This window comes from Ornithinibacillus sp. 4-3, assembly GCF_040958695.1.
Classification (GTDB): Bacteria; Bacillota; Bacilli; order Bacillales; family Amphibacillaceae; genus CALAMD01.
Genome location: NZ_CP162599.1, coordinates 1,684,485 through 1,705,492, shown reverse-complemented (window position 1 = coordinate 1,705,492; position 21,008 = coordinate 1,684,485). Strand labels below are relative to the sequence as shown.

The following is a 21,008-nucleotide window of genomic DNA, read 5'->3' as shown; positions in this document are numbered from 1 at the left end:
TTAAGACCAGTAGCCTTATTTTAATATATGGAGATTTTTAAAAGTTGATTGGACAAACCATCTGATTAAAACTGCTTATTTATATCTGGAAAACCGTCAACAGTGAACTTGTTACCATACGCCATGCTTATAAGCTAAATTATTTTATGCATGTAGCTACTGCTGTATCTTTTTTCCGGTTCAGGTGATCCATCACTACAAAAAGTGCTTGTTTATCTCATGTTGTTATCCTGTCATCATTGCTTTATGTATATCTGATCCAACAGCATAAAAAATACGCCCTTGAAAGAGCGTTTTTTGATAATATTTCTTTTTATTGGTCAGGTTCTACATGGACATGAACATCATATATATCAAATTCTTTCATCATAACTTCGTTAACTTGTGTGGCTATGTCATGCGCTTCTTTAATATCTAAAATTGAATTAACTAATATTACTACATCTAATATCTCGTTATTTCCATAGTTCCTTCCTTTAATTTCCTTGACTCCTTTTACCCCGTTCACTTCTAAAATTTCATTCTTATAAAGTTGAATTTTATCTTCATCGAATCCATCAGATAATTCATAAGAAGCCCCCGTAAAAATGTCCCAACCAGTTTTACATATTAACAACCCTACGATAAGGGCAGTTACAGTATCTAGCCATGGCATATTTAATTGTGAGCTGAATATACCTATCGCCACACCAATACTAACCCAGGCATCCGAAAGATTATCTTTTGCTGCTGCCATAACAGCCTTACTATTAATTCTATTCGCCAATTTTTTATTATACAAATAAACAAAATACATGGATATAGCAGAGAAAATCCCTACGTAAGCAGTTAAAATATCTGGAGCTTCTTCTCGTGCTTGAAACATGGAGACGGTCGCGTCGATTAACACTTGTAGCCCTACAGCAATCATAATAAATGCTGCAATCAATGCTGCTATAGACTCACTTTTCCAATGACCATACTTATGGTTTTTATCTGGCGGTTTTTGAGATATTTTAAGCCCTACAAGTATAGCAATAGATGCTATGATATCAGTTGTATTATTTAAGCCATCTGCCCTTAAGGAAGTAGAATTACCAATATACCCCACAGTCAATTTTATTATGGAAAGAATCACGTATGCAATAATGCTAATAATTGCGGCACGTTCTCCTAATTTTAAGTTTTTATATTTTTGGTTTTCCACCTATAGACCTCCCACTAGTTTCATCTAAAATATGATACAGCATCAAACACGGGTGGGTCTATAGAAACCTTGTTTCACTATTATAGATATCTAGCTGATACAAAAATATGTTGCATCAGATTAAAAAATACGCCCTGATAAACACAAAAGAAAAAACATCTCATGATTGAGACGTTTAAATAAAAAATGTTAACTATAGGCTATTAATAAACATACGATATATCGTGTTTGTAAATCTTTTTATTTTTTATCGTTTCTATATCGTCGTTAGATCATTTAATTTTTCATTAGCATATGCTACTTACCTTAAGCATCCTCTTTTGACATCAATTAATTGGCATCTGTGTTTTTTCCAATTGATTCATATACCTCTATAGCTTCATTCTTACTATGTTCTATTTCTTGTTTTTTTCTACTTACATATGTATTTTCTTGTTTAATGGCTTTTTTGAATTTGTGTTTGTATATAAAATAACGTGGAGATGGGAAAATAATTTTTTTAGGTAACTGTTCAAATCTTTCTAAGTGTTTATTATTTCTATCCGATCCAGGTGATACAACATATATGTTATTCATCGCATCTTGATAGTATACTTCTAATCTTGTTCCATCGGAATATGAATCAAATCCATCTAGGTCAGTTTTCTTTAACTCTAGCTTAATAACATCTTTTTCACCCGGGTCAATGTCTAACAATGGTTGCGATAAATGATATTGCTTTAAAAACTTTCTTTCGCTTGATTTAATCGATAATAGGATAAATCCTTTAACAACATATCCTCTTCCTTTATTTTCTATATCTACCTCCCATGTATAAGATTCACCTTCTTTATTTTGAGAACGAATTCTGTATCTACTTATTATTATTTGTGAGGAGTACTCCATCAATAGAGTTTTACTAGCATATCTTACTGTGCCTATAGTAATTATGATTAATAAAATATTAATTAAATCGGAAATTTCTAATAACAGCAATAAATCCGTGAATCTATTTAATTCTTGGATCATTATTTATCCGCTCCCCCTTAACCCAATTAATAGAAGTATATCATGATTAAGTTACACCCATCACTAATTCTTAACAATTCACCAACTATATGACTATTAGGGTTAGTGATTAGTACTCCTATTTTCAATATGTATTCATCATTTAGCTTCCGGTTATGATAGTACCATTGATGTTTTGCATGACTGCTGTTGCATCATTAATCCTACCTCTCCCAACACATGTTACGTTGTGCTTCGTAACTTTTGCTAGCTATGACCATTCCTGTTGTGATGGTTTGAGATACGTTAGATATTTCAAATTAAAATAAGTTGGCGATAAATTCACCTAGCTTGTTGATTTACTCCAAGGAAGAATATAAAGCATATAAAATAATATGTTAAGATTAACTTATACTAAGTAAAAGGAATGATACTAATGAAAAAAGCAGTTGAGTTAGCTTCCTAAAATTATCGAACACTAAAATTTTAGGAGGCTTTTAGAAGATGAAATTCAATAAAATTGATATAAAAAATTGGAAGAGAAAAGAAGTTTTTAATCATTTCTCAAACCAACAAACAAGCTTTAGCATCACTAAAAACATTAATATTACTAAGCTATATAAAATGACAAAAGAAAAAGGATATAAATTCTATCCCGTATTCATTTTTTTAGTTACTCATGTGACAAACTCAAATAAACATTTTAGAATGAACTTTAATGCTGAGGGGGAGTTTGGATACTGGGATACAGTAGTTCCATTGTATACAATCTTTGATAAAAAATCAGATTTATTCTCCACTATTTACACAAATACAGGTGAGGATTTTAAAAAGTTTCATGATGACTACATTTCTGATACGGAGCTGTACAATGCAACAGGAAAAATGTTTCCGAAAACACCTATACCTGAAAATATCGTTAACATTTCTATGATTCCATGGACTTCTTTTACTGGTTTTAACTTAAACATGAATAATAATTCAAATTACTTTTTGCCAATAGTAACTGCAGGTGGATTCATTAATGAGAACAGCAATATTTATTTACCTTTATCCTTACAGGTTCATCATTCTGTCTGTGACGGTTATCATGCAGCTCTATTTATGGATAGATTTCAAGCTCTTGTAGATAATCCTCAAGAGTTATTTGAATAAATAAGCTAAAAAGCACTGGCTAATTTTATTTAACCAGTGCTTTTTAATCTGTAGCTTTGAAATAAAGCTGAGTCATTTTTGCAAACCTCGTTCACCTTAAATAGCTTTAATCCACTCTATTACTATTTCTCTCAATTTTTCTTCTTTAGCTATAACATCATTTTTATCAGTAAATTTCATTATAGCTCTATCCGCTGCTTTCCATTCTAACATACCGCTGGAATCTAAAATCAGAGGTTCTTTAGTCTTTCGAACTTTCACCTTAGCACCACAATGAAATATAAGTCGAATAAATCCTTTTCCATGAAGATTAAACGTAATTCGGTCTTCACCCTCGTAACAGAAGCTAGGTGCATTCCATTTAATATGTTCCGTAATTTTACCATCTGTACTTAAAATGATACTTCGGACCTCTTCTATTTCTTCTTTAAGTGGATGGTCAAGATTTTTCATAAATTCTACTACCTGCTCAGAACCAGACAAATTCTTATTCCCCCTGATTTTTTATTAGTAGTCATTATTCTACCACCCTTCATCATAATCATTGTAGTAATCCATCAACAAAATCAGAAGGCATTGATAGTGTTAATGTTATTCTATTTTAGAAGTTAATATTTGTTTCATTAATCATTTTTGAAATGGTCGAACTAGCCTTTAGCCCATCGCCTGATATCATCATCACTACATCATCATCGATTTGAAATGTCCCTTCATTTACAAGTTGGCAAATTCCTGCATATGCAGCAGCAGAAGTAGGCTCTACATAGAAGCCTTTAGTAGCAAGTTCTTTGACTGCTGAAATTATTTCCTCTTCACTTACGTCTAGCACTTGTCCAGCTGTATTTCGCACAGCTGCTACTACTTGACTTCCTTTATTAGGAGAAGAAAGTGCAATGCCTTCTGCTATCGTATTACTAAAAGAAAGTGGATCTCCAATGTTGAAAAATTCTCGATAAATAGGATTACAATTTTTAGCTTGTACAACAAATAATCGAGGGATATTACTGATTTGTCGATTATCAAGCAACTCTTTGAATCCATAATAAATTCCTAATATGGCACTTCCATTTCCTGCAACTGATATGATGTTTTTTGGAGACTCAAAATTGTTTTGTTCCCATATTTCATATGCTAATGATTTTGTGCCTTGAATAAATAAAGGGTGCCAATTATGTCCTGCATACGATTCGCTATCTTTTTGTGCGGCAGCAGCTACGTCCTCACGATTCCCCTCTATTTCATGTATCAAAGCACCGTAGGCTTGGATTTGTGCTAATTTCCCAATAGAAGTTCCTTTAGGTACATATATTTCAGATTGAATATTTGCAAGTGCACAATATGCTGCAACAGAAGCTCCGGCATTTCCAGAAGAGTCTTCGGTAATTTTTTGAACATTGTGTTTGATTAAACTATTAACAACCATTACGGTTCCTCTATCTTTAAAAGAGCTAGTAGGCATAAGATTATCAAGCTTAGCTCTCAAACGGCATTTTGTTGTAGGTACATTTACTAACGGAGTAAGCCCTTCATTATAAGTCACAGTCAATTCACCATATTTGAGAGGATAAGCGAAATCGTACCTCCACATATTGAATCGATTACTTATAATATCTTCTTTTGTAAATGATGGACTATACTTATAACTAATATAAGATCCACAACTACATCGCCACTGAATATTATCCTCTTTGTATATTTTATGACAATTGTCACAAACCAAGCTCATGGAAACACCTCTTTCTAATATCTATTTTTAAATAATTCTAAATGCATAATAAATTATCGGAATATGCAATATTATCTTAAAATTTTATATTTATGCAAATCGCTCATAAAAAATAGCACAAAACCAAAATAATAGTTTTGTGCTACTAATATTAGTATGTTTGGGCGTGACAGAAAGATTAACATCTTATTTTTTATCTAATCCAAAAAAGATAACTAAAAAGGATAAGACAAATAGAATAGAAAACCATATTATTCGTGCCATAGTAATTACTTCACCAAAGTGCTCTCCAATGAAGTAGTAGTAGAGAAAAGTTGCTAAAACACTTCCTCCAACAGCAATCATTGAAACTAGCACTGCGGAAATGACTGAAATAAATATCTTTTTAATAGGCATATTAAGCACTACCTCCCGACTGACCTATTGCCCCGCAACATCACGTTTCGTAAATACACCCCAAGAAGCTACTAAAAATACAACGAAATAAACGAGCAATACTATAATAGAGAATGTTAGTGTCATGCCTTCCATCAAAGGCTCACTGCTATTTGAATATTGACTTAAATCCGTGTTTGCAAATAAAATATATTTAGCCCATGTACGCTCCGCAAAAAACATAACAATGGAATTCCCAGCCATCATCAAGAATACTGCTACTCCTATTGCAAGAGCACTGTTGCGGAAAATGCTAGATATCATAAAAGCAAAGGTTGCCATCATAACTAGATTCACCAATTTATATCCATATCCCGAAATGACCTCATTAATAACTGCTACATACTCCAAGCCGTTTCCTTTATCTATTGCAATAGAAGGATTCAGTCCCTCCATGCCAAAGAATATTGCACCAATAATCCACGAAAAAATAACTACAAACAAAAGTGTATTCAAAGCAAATAAAAGCACAGCAATATATTTAGATAGTAATAGTTTTGATCTGGAAATTGGTCGGATAAGTAAAAGCTTTATAGTGCCCCATCTAAATTCATTTGCAACAATTCCAGCTGCTATTATAATCGTTAATAAGCTAACAATGGGTACCAAGAGCTCATTCTCCATCACAAACTGCCATGCTCCATAACCCGCTGGCTTGATGTCATTTTCTAAATAGTAATTGTTTTGAGCAATTATACTCGTATTGATATCTTGTAAAAATGATTCCTCTTCCATCTCTTTGACAAGATTTTCATTTTCCTCTTCTAGCTCCGCTCGCCATGTTGACTCGCCATAACCTTTTGTTATATCACCTACAGAATTAACCATAATCCCAATCCCCAAAATGATTACTGCTAAAAGAATGTACATTATCCAAGTTGATTTAAGTATGTATATTTTAGTTATTTCATTATGTATGAGTTTCATTAAGTTAACCAATAATGTTCTCCCCTATCAAATCAAAAAATTTATCTTCTAATGTTCCCTGTGAAACCGCAACTTGATAAACCAAGATATCATTTGTTACTAATGTTTGAATGATATTAGGAATTTTCTCTTTTTGAATTTTAAATGTTATTAAACCACGAGAAAGAACGGCATTAATCTCATGTTCTTCTTCCATTAGTTCAATAGCTCTTTTTGCAGGTTTTACTTCCATCTGTATCTGGCTTAATTGCGTTTCATTATCTGTTGAATCACCCACATTTTGAATCGCAACAAGTTCTCCATTCTTTATAATTCCTATCCGATCACACATCAGTTCAATTTCGGATAGTAAATGACTTGAGATAATAACAGATACATTTTCCTCCGTTGCTAGTCTTCTGATATATTGACGAATTTCTCGTATACCTGCAGGGTCAAGACCATTGGTTGGTTCATCTAAAATAAGGATAGAAGGATTATGTAATAATGCTTGAGCAATTCCTAATCGCTGACGCATCCCTAATGAATACTTTCCAACTTTCTGTTTAATTGCCTTCTCAAGTCCAACTAAGGAAATAACCTCTTGAACTCTTTCCTTTTTTATTCCGGGAATCATTCGAGCAAAATGGTTTAGATTCTGCAGCCCCGTCATAAATGGATACATTTCAGGATTTTCGACAATTGCTCCTACTTCGCGTATCGCTTCTTTATAGTTATCTCTAATACTTTTTCCAAGTATTTGCACGTCTCCTTCCGTTATTTTCATTAATCCTACCATCATGCGAATCGTTGTCGTTTTCCCTGCTCCATTTGGCCCAATGAATCCAAATACTTCCCCAGATTTAATCTCAAAATCCAATCCTTTAATGATTTGATTTTTCCCGATAGATTTCTTTAAATTGATTAATTTCATAGCTGTTTCTGTCAAAAAATCTCCCCCTACTAAAAGATTTCCATTCCGTTTATTTTCTAAAGCCTTATTAAAGCATAACAATGAAAGTTTTCATGAAATTAAACAGATGCTTACGAGAACATTAACAATATTTATTTTTGTTAAGCTGCTCGTAAGCTACAAGTTACAGACCACACGTTGAACGTATGGTCTGGATTTCCCGATAATCTTTAATAAATTTCCTCTTCAAAGGATAAATTCATTGGCTCATCTAATAATTCTGATTGCATCTCTATATTAGTTGTCTCCACATTTTTATCTACTTCTTCAAAGGTAAACTGATCCGCCCATACATGACCCTGACCTGATAAAATAATTCCAAAAGATATAATCGAGCTATCTGTCGGAACATCCAAAACGATGGAGTATCGATTCCAGTTCGTATCCCCTTCAATTGGACGATTACTCATATTATCGAATTGTAATACATCGCCAAAAGCATTATCTACTCTCATCCACACACTAGAAAATGCTTCTACATCTTTAGTTTTTAAAAAACATGAAAGTCTAATTCGTTTACCAATAAACTTCTCTGCTTTAAATTGCTGCATCATCGTAGCAAAGTTTGTTGAATCCAGCACTGTTTTGGATTTCAAATAACCTGATGCTTTTCCCTGATGAACAACCTCATGATCGGTACCCATTTCATAACTAAACGGATCTGAACCACTTAAAAACCAACCTTTTACTTGTTTCTCCATATAAGGCTCCTCCTTATTTTTTAGCATATCTGACATCAATCTCCGATATTGTCCAGGTGGCAAATGATAATATTTCTTAAAGGCTCTTGTAAATGCCTCCTGAGACTCAAAATGATAATAAAATGCAATATCAATAATTCTTTCATTTGTATAGAGTAAAGTCGCTGAAGCATTTGCCAATCGTCTTATTCGAATATACTCAGTTATAGACATTCCAACCGCTGCTTGGAAAATTCGATGAAAATGAAATTTAGAAAAGCCCACTTGACCTGCTATATCATCCATCGTTAATGATTCATGCAAATGCTCTTCAATATAATCTATCGTTTTCTTAATTATCTCTTCGTATGGAATGGCTGCTTCCTCCCTTCATTCATAGAATAACAAATATCAAAAGGAGATTTTTTGATTATTATTGCGGATATTTAATTTTCCAAATAAAAATGGGTGATTATTGCACAGCAAAAACCCCTAGATAAAAGACACAAATTTTGATAAAGTAGTGTCTTCTATCTAGGAGTTATTTTTATTGTAGGGTTTATCATTTTGGTAAATCCACTGCCGCTAATACTATCATTAACTTGACAGGGCTGCCATTACAAATGGAGAGATGATTAACAATATAGAACTTACAATTAAAGTTGCTGTAACAGACTTTGAAAGTTTTAAACTTCCTTTTTTATGCCACCCTGAGAATTGCCACTTATTTCTGTACAATACAAAAAGAAGTATTAAAATCGCGATTGCACCGAGCCATGAATAAGATTCTGTTGCTTCATTGACCGTATAAATATTTCCTATAATTGTCCAGCCCACTGCACTAAGTATTATAACAATAAATATTATCCGGAGTAATTCTAATAGTACTCTCAATGCTAATCTCTCCTTCCTTATGATTCTTTTTTCATCTATAATCACAAAGTTAGCTTCCCACCATGGTAACAATAATAAGTATCAGCTTTCATATTTTTAATCTTGTTTAAAGAGTGTTCTGCACTCTCTGAATCTAAACAGAAGTGTGGATTGGCAATGACCAATTCATCGTTTTCATGGACTGCTGCGTCGCCTGTAATAATACTTTTTAAACATGGGAAATATAATGAAATATGCCCTGAAGTATGCCCTGGTGTTGCTACTACTCTACATTTATTATCTAGAATCAGATCACCATCATGTACCATTTCATCAATTGAAACATGCTTCAATTTCTTTAATTGCTGTATAAACCAGTTACCAAATTTGATCTCATCACTTGACATATTTACTAGCATTTCTTCGGCTTGAACTAATCTCTCTGACTTCACTTTACCACTAATATATTTTGATTCAATTTCACTGGCTATCATATTAATCCAAGGATATTTTTCTTTAAAGTCGTATAAAGAACCGATATGATCATCATCATAATGAGTGATGATTATATTCTTTAAATACTTCATTTCATATCCATTTTTTAAAATTTCATTTTCAATTAGAGGTAAAAAATTTGAATATCCTGTATCGACTAAAGTTAGTTCGTTACCCGATATAATTAAACTAGGATAAATATAGTTTTTCTGTCCATTAAATTCAAATTCTATTGGTAGCTCTACTATTTTCATTTTTCTTCCTCCACACTGCTCAATTATGTGATATTTGACAACAATCACTTTTGTAGAATAATAATTTCTTTAATAATAAATAAGTTTATACTTATCCTTTTAACGCCAAATATTTTCGGTAGGATTTATAGAAACTGCCATACAAAAAAATGACTATAAATGCGGGAAGTAGCTTCAAAAAGACAAATGGAGTTTCAAAGAGAAATGCTTTCCAAAATAATGCACCATTCATACTCCAAAGGCCTTCATGATATAATTCATTGTAGGGCATGTACGCAAAAGGCAATAACAGCATACCTAATATAAATGAATAAGCCATTAACCTTTTATAATAATTCCCCTTTGATTGACGGTCTGAGAAGATTTCAGTTTGAACATCATCTTCTTTTTGCCAATACCTTCCACCAAGCCAAGAACCTGTTATATAGGTCCAACCAAAATCTTCATATATCCCTTTGTATTCCGCTAACTTTTTCCTTGGCAAATAATCTTGAAAATCCAGTCGTATCACGTATCTCTTATCCGTTTTTTCAAAAGTATATATGCCTAAACCACTAATATTTATACAGCGATAACCTTGTTGTAATTGCTCGTTCAGCCATTGCTCTTCTTTTTCAATATCGAAAAACACCTTAAATTTCTTCAAGCGACTCACTTCCTTCATACAAGGATAAAATATGTAATAACCTGCTCTGTTCCATTTTCAAAATGTCACTTCCTTGAGCAGTTATCATATAAACCTTTCTTCGACCTGACTCTCCAACAGGTTCAATCCAACCATGTTTATGCAAGTTTTCAATTGCACCGTATAATGTACCAGCTGCCAAAACAACTGTTCCATCACTCATCTTTTCTATCTTCTGCATCACGGCATAACCATGAAGTGGCTCACGTAGAGCTAATAAAATATAATGCATGGTTTCAGATAACGGTAATAATTTATGCTTCATATTCTCACCTTCTATTAAGTTCAACTATATAGTCTAACTTAATACAGTTCAACTGAATAGTCAACGATATTTTTATAATTTATTGAAGGAACTTTGAGTAAAATCTTTATTCTTAGCAAAAATTTAAAGCTAAAAAATCGATCCCTTCTACATTTAGGAATCGATTTTTATGTAGTCCTATGTAATTGAATAGCTCCGTTTTAAACACATTATTATCTGCGCAAATTTAAAATTATTCATATTCATCTTCTTCCCAAACCGTTAATCCATTTAGAAATAATTCAAAACTGGGAGCTAGATCGATAATATCCTCCCCATCATTATCAATGAGGATAATAGATGGATTTTCATTTGTATTTCGGTAATCTAAAGCAATCCAAATATGTCCATCTCCTGAAATAAGAACAATTTTCTTTGGCAGGTCCCATTCTTCAATTAAATACTCACTTTCCAAAATGCTTTCTTCTCCACCAATTCCTCTAATATAATCTATGTTAATATGATCATCTGCCCATGATGTTGGATTAGTTATTGGGTATGAATCATAGCAGATATACCCACCATTCTGCTCTTTTAAAAGGTTTATATAACTTTCAGGTAATTTTACTTTTAATTCTTTTTCTGCTTTTTCCACCATCTCATTAGTAATTGGTTCCAGATTACAATCTTCATCTTCTTGCCAGATACTCTTTTTCATAAAGCTTCCTTCTTTCTGTCATTTATATGACGCTAATCGTTTTATGACTAGATCTGTAACTATGCTATTCATTCATATGTTAATAGAGTAACATAGAGTTTAATATAGTATAAAAATAAGATGAAAAGAGGGCTAATATAATGAATACCGTTCAAGAAATGATTAAAGAAAATACAATCTGGGCTGGTCTAAATTGTCCTAATATTAAGATGGAAGATGCAGATATTGTTGTTTTTGGTATCCCTTATGATGGAGGTGTAAGTTTTCGATCTGGTGCGAAGGACGGTCCTCGTGCTATTCGGAACATAACCTATACTATTCCACCAACCACAGAAAGATGGGAAGATCTTACTTCTCTTCAAATTCTTGATCAAGGAGATATCACAGCAGAAAATCGTAACGAACAATTTAAACTAGTTGAAGATGCTGCTTATTCTATAGTCAAAACAGGGAAATTATTAACTATGATTGGTGGAGACCATTCAACTACTATTCCAGTGATGCGTGGAGTAAATAAAGCACTAAAAAAACCTTTAGGAATCATTCATATCGATGCACATTTTGATTTATGTAATGAAATGGGTGGAGATTTAGAATCACATGGGTCTGTTGAAAGACGAGCGCTAGAATTAGAAAATATCCAAGGCACTGAAAGCATTTTCTTTGTAGGAATTCGTTCGGTAGAATCTGAAGAATTAGATTTCATCCAGAAAAATAAAATGAACATTATTAAAGCATTGGAAGTTCGAAGCAATGGTGTGGAAAGAACAATAGAAGTCATCAAAGAAAAAATGAAGGATTTCGAGAATATTTATATTACTATTGATATTGATTCACTGGACCCGGCCTATGCTCCAGGTACTGGAACCCCTCAGTTTGGAGGATTAGATAGCCGTGAACTTTTAGATTTATTATATGGCTTGTTTGAATTACCTGTAATAGGCTTTGATGTTGTAGAAGTTTCGCCAAAGTTAGATGAATCCTCTATTGCTGTCTTTGCCGCAAGAAAGATTTTAACAGAATGTTGGGGGCATCATTTAAGGAAGAATAAGCAAATACGCGGAAATTATTAAAAAAATAAGAGGCTGTCCAATAAGCCCCCAAAATAAAACAAGAGGAAGAAAAATAAATCATTTTTCTCTTCTTGTTTTTCATTTGTAAAAAATTCCTGAAAAGTAGCCTGCGAAGCTCAGCTATTTTCAGGATATTGTGGGCTATTGCCACGATCCCGAATTCTGTGTGGACTTTATCGATACCCCGTAAAGAAAATCTACGGAACGACCGATTGCCCTTGATGTGACCGAAAACACTTTCTACTTCCACTTTTCGTTGGGCGTAGATTGCTGCTTCCTCTTCACTTTCAAGGGCTGCTTTTGCCTTAGCTTTCATTTCTTCAAAGATTGTATTCCAAAAAATTTGTCTGTTCCCCTTTGCCTTCGTACACTGGGGCTTCAATGGACAATCCAAACAACTTTCACATTCATAAATTTTATAACTCTGCACATAACCAGACCTATTCTTCCGATTGAGATATTTTTTGAACACGACTCTTCGGTTATTTGGGCAGATATAATCATCCTCATGGGCACGATAGGTCCAATTTTTAAAGTTTTTAATGTCTTTTTTGTACGCTCTTTTTTGTTCTTTGAGATAGGTGCCATAGGGTATTAAAAATTCAAAACGAGGGGATTTCTCTTCACCAATCGCATATAAATAATTTGCTTCACTTCCATAACCTGCATCGGCAATGATCCGTTGAGGCATCGGAAGGTTAGAAGCTGCCAACTTCTCCAAGTGTGGAATAAAACACCGAGTATCATTTGGTCGTTGATGCACGGAGTAATCGACAATCAATTGATTTTCTGTGGCCATTTGTACATTATAGCCTGGCTTCAACTGTCCATTTCTCATATGATCTTCTTTCATCCGCATAAACGTGGCATCCGGATCTGTCTTGGAAAAGCTGTTTCGATCTCCTAAGATGGTTTGATAGGTCTGATACTTTTCCATACGTGGAAGAAAGTTCTCACGTATTTGTTTCATTGGTTTTTTTAAGGTGCTACGACGAGAGCGGAGCTGTTTTCGAAGCTGACTTTCTTCCGTATTTTCGATAGCTTCAGAAAGGGCATCTACTTTTTCTGCTAGTTGATTGGCAATCGCTTCTAAGTCTTCCGCAGTCGCTTCTTCTTTAGAATGGCTTATCTCTAGCTCTTCCTGTGCGGCAATCGTATCGATATGTGCCAACGTTTCCTGGATGCGTTGCTTTAACTGCGCCTCCCATCGCACGGTTGATTTTTTCCATACGAAAGAATACTTATTGGCATTGGCTTCTATCTTTGTGCCATCCAAGAAGTAGTTTTCCATCGTAATCCATTGATCTTCTATCAGTTGCAGAATCATCGTTTCAAATAGCTGATCCATCATGGCTTTCATTCGCTTCCCACGAAACGCATTGATGGTGCGAAAATCAGGGGTTTGCATACCTGCAAGCCACATAGTTGGTAGATTTTCTTTGGTCATTTTTTCGATGTCTCTACAGGAATATGTTTTTTGGCTGTAAGCATATAAAATAACTTTCAGCATCATTTTGGGATGAAAGGCTGGTCTACCTCCACCGCTATAATAACGATAGAGCTGTTCCTTTGGGATACGCTCCACCATTTCATCTACCACTCGTGCTACATGATGTGTAGGGATATAATCTTGGATATCAAAAATCACCGTGCTTTGTCGGTTATCGTAAGGTTTAAATAAGGGAGTTGCTGGGTTAGAAGCTGTAACTTTTTCCTCGATTACCTCTAGAGGAAGTGTCGTTTGTGTGGTACAATTTGTATGAGATTTCATAAAAAATCGCCCTTTCTGAAATGTTGTGTGGTAACTCCATTTTACAAGAAAAGGCGATTTTTTTATATGTTTTTTAGGAAGAATAAAGAAAAAAAGGGCCGTCATAGAAAATCAGTTTTCACTGACTTTTTGGACAGCCCCTTATTACAACTTATAAAATTACATCAGGTGTTTCAGGTAAGACTTGACCACCGTCTATGACAAGGGATTGACCTGTAATATATTTAACTTCCTCAGATGCAAAAAAGCAAATTGCTACACCGATATCCTCTGGCTCTCCTAATCTTTTCATTGGAACAACTTCAGCACCCTTGTCACTTAAGACACCTAGTTGTTTTTTTAAACCTTCTGTCGCAATCATCCCTGGTTGAACTGCATTGATAGTCACACCATATTTTGCATATTCTAATGCCGCACTTCTCATAAATCCAAGAATTGCAGCTTTTGTCGCTCCATAAAATGCACCACCTGGATATCCAGTAATATCTCCAGTGATAGAGGAAGTAAGAATAACTCTTCCATAATTTTGTTCTTTCATAGCTTTCAATACTGGTTTTATGACAAAAAATATTCCCTTTAAGTTAATACTTTGAACTTTATCCCAGTCTTCTTCCATATCTTCAATTGATACTTCTGGGTAAATTCCAGTATTGGCAGCTAAGATATCAATTCTTTCGTATTTAGTTAGAATATCTTGAACAACTTTTTCAGCATTGCTTTTATTTGTAACATCTAAATTGAAAAATTCCCCGCCAACGGCTTTAGCGGTTTCTTCACCTGCTTCTTTATCAATATCACAAATCATAACTTTTGCTCCTGCTTTAGCTAAAGTTTTTACTATCCCTTTTCCGATACCATTAGCTCCACCAGTAACTATAGCAATTTTATTTGTCAAATCAAACATCATAATTACTCCTCCTAGCTTTTGTTTATCTTAGTCCGTATTATATCTTTAGAAATTTGCAAAGACAATGAATATACCTATTTCAACAACTTTAGCAATTCAACATGGAGGCCTCTTATGAGATAAAATATTTTTTTTAATGTTTTATTATCTAGTCAGATGAAGCATTTTATAAAAGTTCTACACGATAAACTGAATACTCTAGATTTGTATTCCTTTTCAGAATATGATAATGTGTACATTGGGAGGTGAAACTAATTAAAAACCAAAAAGCTTACGAAAAGGCGTATCCTACCTGAAATCAGCTACCCCTTTCCAATGATTCATTAAAGCTCTGCAATGTTTGAAACCCTATATTAATTATTAGGAAAGGTTTTATGAATAGTAGATTTTGTGATGTTAAAATTAACAGAATATTCACATTAGGAAAAACAATTGAAATAACAAAGAAAACATAGTAACTCACAAAAAAATACAGTGAGACTGAATTAAATCAATGATTAGCAATTTAAAGTTTACAAGTAAAGAAAAATAATATCATAACTAACAAAACAGTCAGAAAGGAAGTCTTTTATGAAATATGGCAAAATTATCATGCTAATTATCGTGTTATTTACTTTGTTCGGTTGTGCTTCTGAGCCTAGCCAGGGAGAAACTAGCGCAAAGACAAATGGAGAACTAAGATTTGCCTATTCCCAACAACCAGCCTCATTAGATACACATGTCAATACAAACACAGCGACTTCTGATATAATGCGTCACGTGTACGAGACACTACTAACAGTTGATTCTGATTATAATATTCAACCGATGTTAGCAGATTCATGGGAACAAAGCGAAGATGGAAAAACTATAACTTTTCAATTAAGAGAAGGAGTTCTTTTTCATAATGGTGAGGAAATGTTAGCTGATGATGTTGTCGCTTCCATGAACAGATGGAAAGAAAGTGCTGGGAGCAGGAGCCAATTCACCGATGCAACTTTCAAAGCTGAAGATGATTATACAGTCGTTTTAGAGTTACCTGAACAGCTATCAACCGCATTACCAGCGCTTGCGCATAGTGGAACTGGCCTTGCCGCAATTATGCCGAAGGAAATCATTGAAAACGCTAGTGAAGATGGAGTTACAGAGTATATTGGAACAGGACCATTTCAATTTGAGGAATGGAAGCAAGATCAAGAAATACACCTTACTAAATTTGCAGACTATAACCCTCGTACAGAAGCGTCTGACGGATCATCTGGAAAAAAAGAAGCACTTGTAGATGATATTCACTTTATGTTTATTACAGATGCATCTACGCGAATAGCGGGGATTCAATCAGGGGAATACGATATTGCAGAATCGATTCCATATGATAATGTCGAACAATTAGATAATGACCCAGATGTCGATACAATGACTTATACCGCTTCATCTTTAGTCATCCATTTTAATAAAAGACAGGGTCTATTCACAGATGTTAAAGCCCGAGAGGCGGTAGCAGCTGCATTAGATATAGAAAGTATTTTAAAAGCAGCATTTGTTGATGAAGAATACTATACACTCAATCACAATTTCATGTTTGTAGATCAGTTAAAACAATGGCCAAGTGATAGTGGAAAAGAAATATATAACCAAAATGATCCCGAGAAAGCGGAGCAATTACTCAGCGAAATGGGATATGATGGAGAAGAAATAAGAATTATAACATCTCGGGATGGTGATACATCTTATAATGCCTCTGTCGTTCTTTTAGATCAACTGGAAAAAATTGGTTTAAATGCGACATTAGAAGTATATGATTGGCCATCACTTATGTCTGAAAGAGAAGATGAAACGGCATATGAGATTTATGTTATTGGAAATACGCTTGTTCCAGAGCCTACAACAACAGTTTTCTTAAGAAAAGACTATGCAGGTTGGGCTGAAGATCCGAAGCTTGAAACTTTATTAAAGGAATTTAGAGGCCAAGCAAGTTTGGAAGATGCACAGGATCTATTTGATGATTTACAAAAATGGTATTGGGATTATATACCAGCTATCAAAGTTGGAGAAAATCAAGCGATATCTGCAACGAGAAGTACAGTAGATAATGTTCAGTACCAAAGTGGCTTTATTCTATGGAATGTCTCAAATAGTAAATAAGTTTAATTTAAATAATTGATAAATGATGAAGAAACTTAGTGAAACTACATCTTTAGAGGAGGCGTCATTTTAATGATTAAAAACGATCAAAGCACTAAAAGAAAACACTTTCCATTCTTTCAACTTAAAGGAACACACAGAGAGATTGGTAGACAATATGGAGAATCATGTAAGGAATTAATTTATAAACATCTTACTTCTGTTAAAAAGAAGCTACAAATTGGAACAAAAGTTTCTTTAGAATTTGTTAAAGAAAAAGCCCTCTCCTATCAAGCCTATGTACAAGAATATGCACCTTTCTTGGATGAGGAAATACAAGGTATGGCAGAAGGAGCTGGTATTTCCTTAGGAGAAGCCTATCTCCTGCAGGTTCGAGCTGAAATGAACAATCATGTTAAAGCTTTAAATGAGTGTACAACCTTTGCAGTTTCATCTGAGGTGACTAAAGATGGAATACCATTGGCTGGACAGAATGTTGATTTACCATCTTTTTATGGAGAAATCGGTGTCGTGTTAGAAATAATTCCTGAATCTGGTTCAAAAATATTAATGTTTACCCCTGCAGGACAAATATCACATATTGGAATCAACACAGAAGGAATGGCCGTATTTGCCAATGCGATTACCTCTGATGGCTGGGGAGAAGGCTTGCCGAGATATATGTTTTCTCGTTTGGCACTAACATGTCGAACGGTAGACGAAGCTGTTGAAAAATTAAGCAATTTAAAACGATCTTCAGCACGAAATATTATTATGATGGACAAAAATGGCGAAATGGCTGACTATGAAAATACTCCAATGAAAGATGCTGTTATTAAGCCTGAAAATGGGATTCTAGCACATACAAACCATTATGTAGCAGATAGCTTATTGAGTGAGGAAAGATCCACTGGCAGCTCATTAAAAAATTCACAAATTCGATTAGAGCGCATGAATTCGCTTCTTCATGAAAACCGAGGGGAAATAGATGTTGAGAAAATAAAAGAGTTTTTCCGTGATCGAGAAAATTATCCGAACTGTATTTGCCGCATACTGGGAGATGAAGAAATGCAAGATCCTACAAAGCAAGATACTGACAACATCACATGTGCATCTGCTATTGGTGTGCCAAATGAAGGAAAACTTTGGATAGCTATTGGTCCACCAAACCAGTATGAATATAAGTGTTATAGCTTTTCTGAGTAGTCAGCGCAAAGTTAGAACTGGACTGAAACCCTAAAGTTAGACCAAATATTAAGCAGCTGATTGGCTGGATTTTTTCTAGTCGAATACAGAACTCAATCCAGCCAATCAACTCGACAATAAAAACTTTAATTGTTAGAGATAAACACAGCTGTACGCTTAATCTAATATTTCTACTTTACTACTGGTTGCGTACGCCGGGTTTGAAGTTCAAACTTTCTATCAAAACTTTTACCTTTTGACCGACCTTTAGATTTTTCACTTCTTGGTTCAATTCAAAATAAGCAGCGTTTTGTGCTTTCTTTATCATTTCTTCCTCAGACAAACCTTGAATTTCTTCATTTGTCATTCCTTTTAATAGTATTTGTTTATCTTCTATTTTTGCTATAATCCCTACCATGGTTGATTGATCTTCATTGTTGGCTGTGTGATTTGAACAACTGACAAATATGAAAACAAGACCGATAATTAAGAACACCAGAAAAAACAAACCTTTATTTAACTATAAAAAGTGAAAACAGACATCAAAAAGAACTTTTAACATTTGTTCTTTTTGATGCCCTTTTCTATTCCTTATTCATTTACTCTACAAAACCGGCATTCCAAAATACTGGACCAGAATAAGTTGTGATTCCTTCAATGCGATCACTAGAGCCGTATAAGCTATGGAAACTACCAAACTGTATAATCGGTAACAACTCTTCCCAGGAGTAAAGTTGTAACTCATCCCAAATTTCTTTAGCCTCCTCTAATGTTGGGGCTGTTTCAATCTGTGACATCAAATCGATAACACGCTCGTCATGTACGCCTCCACCTGAAATTTGATCTAACCCCAAAAATTGTGGTGGTGTACTGGTAACAGAGTAAGAAATCATATGGGCTTCCCATCGATCTGGCTGGTTATTTGCGATATCGACGAGTGTTGGCCAATCGTAAATCTCTAGTTCAGCGTTAATTCCTAGCCCTCTTAATTGTTCATGAACAACAACAGCAACATTATAAAGGTGAGCATAATCCCGTGTGGTAAGAATTCGGAATGGCTCTCCATCATAATCCATGTCCGCTAACATCTGTTTTGCCTTTTCTTGATCATTAATATTATGGTATTCACTACCTGCATCACTAGCCCAGTTCACAAGATCCTCATCCATATATCCGGAATGTAACCAATACAAATCTTCGCTTGGGAATGCGGCCATCATGGCTGCATTAATATCTAATCCTGTATTGATCACTTGACGTAGTTCAGCATTCGTTCCCAGACCTTCAACGGAATTAAATTTTAACACTTCCACTCCATTTACCGCTAAATATGTTTTTAAATTTGGATCGCTTTCCAGTTGATCATAGCTGTCATAAGGAACTCCAAATATAAAATCATAATCACCAGATTGAAGGCCGGTTAATCTTGTAGAAGAATCTGAAGCCATATGGAAATAAATCTCATCAAATAAAGCTTCTTTTTTACCTGATAAACCATCCGGCTCAGCTTCTACTGCTTGATAATCATCATATCTTTCAAATTTAATATATTGATCTTGTTTCCATTCAACAAATTTATATGGACCAGTTCCAACATATTCTTCTATTTCATCTACACCATCTTCTGGTATCGCATCAATGACTTCTTTCGGCATAATAGCTGCACCCATTTTCGTAGCCGCCATGGAATCCAATGCTAGTGCCGAGGCTTGAGCTAATGTTAAAACAACAGTATAATCATCTTCCGCTTCCCATGTAGCACCTTCAAAAATGCTCCCCGCATTCGATGATCTCCCGGCCCATCTTTCCATCGATGCAATTACATCCTCAGCAATCATTTCTTTATCATTATGAAACTTTACTCCTTGGCGTAATTTAAATGTATATGTTTGGTTATCAGTTGTATCAACCGACTCTGCTAACATTGGAACTGCCTGATTGTTAGCATCAGTTGTCAAAAGTGTTTCAAACATTACTCTTGCCACATCACGTGTTGCAATCGTTCCTGAGGTTGGTAAGTCCAATGTCGGTGGCTGAGCATCAAGTCCAATATTTAAAGTTCCCCCTGCTTCCTGTCCAGAGCTCTCGTTATCTCCTGTGTCATCATTAGAATTAGAAGAATCTGTACTACATCCAGTAATTAAAATCGTCAAAACGAATACTAACATCAGCATACTATTTCTCAAGTTTCTCATCCCTATTCCTCCTGATTATAATCTAGATGGACAATTGCTTAAGGCTTTGGATCGCAGTCAACTATTATTTTTCTAATAACATACTTAAAGATCCTTACGAATATACAACCCCCTCAAAATTACAATAAAAGTAGGTGAATCTTACATAACGGGATCGTGGTTGAATTGTGGATAGTCATGGATGAGTTAACGTAGGTGTACACTTACATTGATGTTTCTCCCTTTAAAAAATTATTCGACATTTATATATAAAATCCTTTTTATTTTCAAGATCATTTTTAAAATTCTGATAGTATGAAGCAAATAAATTGTATCAAAGCCTGGAAAGTAGAAGGTGAAAAATGCGTTAATCTATTTAAAACAATAGAAAACTTAGATGCAAAAAAATCTAAATAGCCTTTTGCATAAAAACTATTTGAGATACTAACTCCAGAAAATAGCTAGTTAGATAAATTTC

General features: G+C 34.3%; 21 protein-coding genes. 4 read left to right on the top strand and 17 right to left on the bottom strand.

Annotated features, from left to right (window positions below; genetic code table 11):
• Window positions 1–313 precede the first annotated feature (313 nt).
• Together AB4Y30_RS08200 and AB4Y30_RS08195 are read right to left on the bottom strand one after the other, a co-directional pair.
• Entirely contained in the window at window positions 314–1,186 is an 873-nt protein-coding gene (locus tag AB4Y30_RS08200; protein ID WP_368654994.1) for a cation diffusion facilitator family transporter, read from the bottom strand.
• A 330-nt stretch (window positions 1,187–1,516) separates the two neighbouring features.
• Complete coding sequence (locus tag AB4Y30_RS08195; RefSeq protein ID WP_368654993.1) at window positions 1,517–2,194, bottom strand: hypothetical protein; 678 nt, start codon at window positions 2,192–2,194, stop codon at window positions 1,517–1,519.
• A gap of 483 nt (window positions 2,195–2,677) precedes the next feature.
• Here AB4Y30_RS08195 and catA point away from each other — a divergent pair, with 483 nt between their 5' ends.
• Window positions 2,678–3,328 (top strand): type A chloramphenicol O-acetyltransferase, encoded by a 651-nt coding sequence (catA, locus tag AB4Y30_RS08190; RefSeq protein WP_368654992.1) that lies wholly within the window; start codon window positions 2,678–2,680, stop codon window positions 3,326–3,328.
• Window positions 3,329–3,424: 96 nt separating this feature from the next.
• On the opposite strand, the gene AB4Y30_RS08185 is transcribed toward catA, so the two are convergent.
• The 11 genes from AB4Y30_RS08185 to AB4Y30_RS08135 form a co-directional block, all read right to left on the bottom strand.
• Window positions 3,425–3,811, bottom strand: a complete 387-nt coding sequence (locus AB4Y30_RS08185; protein WP_368654991.1) for a DUF1801 domain-containing protein — start codon at window positions 3,809–3,811, stop codon at window positions 3,425–3,427.
• Window positions 3,812–3,929: 118 nt separating this feature from the next.
• Complete coding sequence (locus tag AB4Y30_RS08180) at window positions 3,930–5,054, bottom strand: threonine synthase (protein ID WP_368654990.1); 1,125 nt, start codon at window positions 5,052–5,054, stop codon at window positions 3,930–3,932.
• Between the two features lie 186 nt (window positions 5,055–5,240).
• Window positions 5,241–5,450, bottom strand: coding sequence for a hypothetical protein (locus tag AB4Y30_RS08175; protein WP_368654989.1), 210 nt, complete (start codon window positions 5,448–5,450; stop codon window positions 5,241–5,243).
• A gap of 24 nt (window positions 5,451–5,474) precedes the next feature.
• Window positions 5,475–6,428 (bottom strand): ABC transporter permease, encoded by a 954-nt coding sequence (locus AB4Y30_RS08170; protein ID WP_368654988.1) that lies wholly within the window; start codon window positions 6,426–6,428, stop codon window positions 5,475–5,477.
• Window positions 6,421–7,344 carry an ABC transporter ATP-binding protein gene (locus AB4Y30_RS08165; protein ID WP_368654987.1) on the bottom strand — a complete coding sequence of 308 codons (924 nt, stop codon included), beginning with the start codon at window positions 7,342–7,344 and terminating at the stop codon, window positions 6,421–6,423. The genes AB4Y30_RS08170 and AB4Y30_RS08165 overlap by 8 nt, the downstream gene beginning before the upstream one ends.
• A 194-nt stretch (window positions 7,345–7,538) precedes the next feature.
• On the bottom strand, window positions 7,539–8,423 hold the full coding sequence (locus tag AB4Y30_RS08160; RefSeq protein WP_368655196.1) for an AraC family transcriptional regulator: 885 nt from the start codon (window positions 8,421–8,423) through the stop codon (window positions 7,539–7,541).
• Window positions 8,424–8,645: 222 nt separating this feature from the next.
• On the bottom strand, window positions 8,646–8,942 hold the full coding sequence (locus AB4Y30_RS08155; protein WP_368654986.1) for a hypothetical protein: 297 nt from the start codon (window positions 8,940–8,942) through the stop codon (window positions 8,646–8,648).
• 41 nt (window positions 8,943–8,983) lie between these two features.
• Complete coding sequence (locus AB4Y30_RS08150; protein WP_368654985.1) at window positions 8,984–9,670, bottom strand: MBL fold metallo-hydrolase; 687 nt, start codon at window positions 9,668–9,670, stop codon at window positions 8,984–8,986.
• Between the two features lie 91 nt (window positions 9,671–9,761).
• Window positions 9,762–10,316: a DUF2812 domain-containing protein gene (locus tag AB4Y30_RS08145; protein WP_368654984.1), complete on the bottom strand. Its 555-nt coding sequence runs from the start codon at window positions 10,314–10,316 to the stop codon at window positions 9,762–9,764.
• Window positions 10,303–10,620, bottom strand: a complete 318-nt coding sequence (locus tag AB4Y30_RS08140) for a PadR family transcriptional regulator (protein ID WP_368654983.1) — start codon at window positions 10,618–10,620, stop codon at window positions 10,303–10,305. Before AB4Y30_RS08140 ends, AB4Y30_RS08145 begins: the two co-directional genes overlap by 14 nt.
• A 232-nt stretch (window positions 10,621–10,852) precedes the next feature.
• Window positions 10,853–11,317: an SMI1/KNR4 family protein gene (locus AB4Y30_RS08135; RefSeq protein ID WP_368654982.1), complete on the bottom strand. Its 465-nt coding sequence runs from the start codon at window positions 11,315–11,317 to the stop codon at window positions 10,853–10,855.
• Window positions 11,318–11,457: 140 nt separating this feature from the next.
• On the opposite strand from AB4Y30_RS08135, the gene speB reads away from it, so the two are divergent.
• Entirely contained in the window at window positions 11,458–12,390 is a 933-nt protein-coding gene (gene speB / locus AB4Y30_RS08130; RefSeq protein WP_368654981.1) for an agmatinase, read from the top strand.
• On the opposite strand, the gene AB4Y30_RS08125 is transcribed toward speB, so the two are convergent.
• Together AB4Y30_RS08125 and AB4Y30_RS08120 are read right to left on the bottom strand one after the other, a co-directional pair.
• The gene (locus tag AB4Y30_RS08125; RefSeq protein WP_368654980.1) at window positions 12,302–14,161 is read right to left on the bottom strand and encodes an IS1182 family transposase; all 1,860 of its coding nucleotides are present in this window, start codon (window positions 14,159–14,161) and stop codon (window positions 12,302–12,304) included. The genes speB and AB4Y30_RS08125 overlap by 89 nt on opposite strands.
• 151 nt (window positions 14,162–14,312) lie before the next feature.
• Complete coding sequence (locus AB4Y30_RS08120; protein WP_368654979.1) at window positions 14,313–15,068, bottom strand: SDR family NAD(P)-dependent oxidoreductase; 756 nt, start codon at window positions 15,066–15,068, stop codon at window positions 14,313–14,315.
• A 570-nt stretch (window positions 15,069–15,638) separates the two neighbouring features.
• On the opposite strand from AB4Y30_RS08120, the gene AB4Y30_RS08115 reads away from it, so the two are divergent.
• Window positions 15,639–17,192 (top strand): ABC transporter substrate-binding protein, encoded by a 1,554-nt coding sequence (locus AB4Y30_RS08115; protein WP_368654978.1) that lies wholly within the window; start codon window positions 15,639–15,641, stop codon window positions 17,190–17,192.
• A 72-nt stretch (window positions 17,193–17,264) separates the two neighbouring features.
• The gene (locus AB4Y30_RS08110; protein ID WP_368654977.1) at window positions 17,265–18,377 is read left to right on the top strand and encodes a C45 family autoproteolytic acyltransferase/hydolase; all 1,113 of its coding nucleotides are present in this window, start codon (window positions 17,265–17,267) and stop codon (window positions 18,375–18,377) included.
• Window positions 18,378–18,555: 178 nt separating this feature from the next.
• Here AB4Y30_RS08110 and AB4Y30_RS08105 read toward each other — a convergent pair whose 3' ends face one another.
• Window positions 18,556–18,774 (bottom strand): DUF3221 domain-containing protein, encoded by a 219-nt coding sequence (locus tag AB4Y30_RS08105; protein WP_368654976.1) that lies wholly within the window; start codon window positions 18,772–18,774, stop codon window positions 18,556–18,558.
• Between the two features lie 181 nt (window positions 18,775–18,955).
• On the bottom strand, window positions 18,956–20,551 hold the full coding sequence (locus AB4Y30_RS08100; RefSeq protein WP_368654975.1) for an ABC transporter substrate-binding protein: 1,596 nt from the start codon (window positions 20,549–20,551) through the stop codon (window positions 18,956–18,958).
• Window positions 20,552–21,008 lie beyond the last annotated feature (457 nt).

Excerpts from the sequence above, each read along its gene's own strand:
- AB4Y30_RS08195 (WP_368654993.1), bottom strand. The coding sequence starts at position 2,194 with ATGATCCAAGAATTAAATAGATTCACGGATTTATTGCTGTTATTAGAA.
- catA (WP_368654992.1), top strand. The coding sequence starts at position 2,678 with ATGAAATTCAATAAAATTGATATAAAAAATTGGAAGAGAAAAGAAGTT.
- AB4Y30_RS08180 (WP_368654990.1), bottom strand. The coding sequence starts at position 5,054 with ATGAGCTTGGTTTGTGACAATTGTCATAAAATATACAAAGAGGATAAT.
- AB4Y30_RS08175 (WP_368654989.1), bottom strand. The coding sequence starts at position 5,450 with ATGCCTATTAAAAAGATATTTATTTCAGTCATTTCCGCAGTGCTAGTT.
- AB4Y30_RS08150 (WP_368654985.1), bottom strand. The coding sequence starts at position 9,670 with ATGAAAATAGTAGAGCTACCAATAGAATTTGAATTTAATGGACAGAAA.
- AB4Y30_RS08140 (WP_368654983.1), bottom strand. The coding sequence starts at position 10,620 with ATGAAGCATAAATTATTACCGTTATCTGAAACCATGCATTATATTTTA.
- AB4Y30_RS08135 (WP_368654982.1), bottom strand. The coding sequence starts at position 11,317 with ATGAAAAAGAGTATCTGGCAAGAAGATGAAGATTGTAATCTGGAACCA.
- speB (WP_368654981.1), top strand. The coding sequence starts at position 11,458 with ATGAATACCGTTCAAGAAATGATTAAAGAAAATACAATCTGGGCTGGT.
- AB4Y30_RS08125 (WP_368654980.1), bottom strand. The coding sequence starts at position 14,161 with ATGAAATCTCATACAAATTGTACCACACAAACGACACTTCCTCTAGAG.
- AB4Y30_RS08120 (WP_368654979.1), bottom strand. The coding sequence starts at position 15,068 with ATGATGTTTGATTTGACAAATAAAATTGCTATAGTTACTGGTGGAGCT.
- AB4Y30_RS08115 (WP_368654978.1), top strand. The coding sequence starts at position 15,639 with ATGAAATATGGCAAAATTATCATGCTAATTATCGTGTTATTTACTTTG.
- AB4Y30_RS08110 (WP_368654977.1), top strand. The coding sequence starts at position 17,265 with ATGATTAAAAACGATCAAAGCACTAAAAGAAAACACTTTCCATTCTTT.
- AB4Y30_RS08105 (WP_368654976.1), bottom strand. The coding sequence starts at position 18,774 with ATGGTAGGGATTATAGCAAAAATAGAAGATAAACAAATACTATTAAAA.
- AB4Y30_RS08100 (WP_368654975.1), bottom strand. The coding sequence starts at position 20,551 with ATGAGAAACTTGAGAAATAGTATGCTGATGTTAGTATTCGTTTTGACG.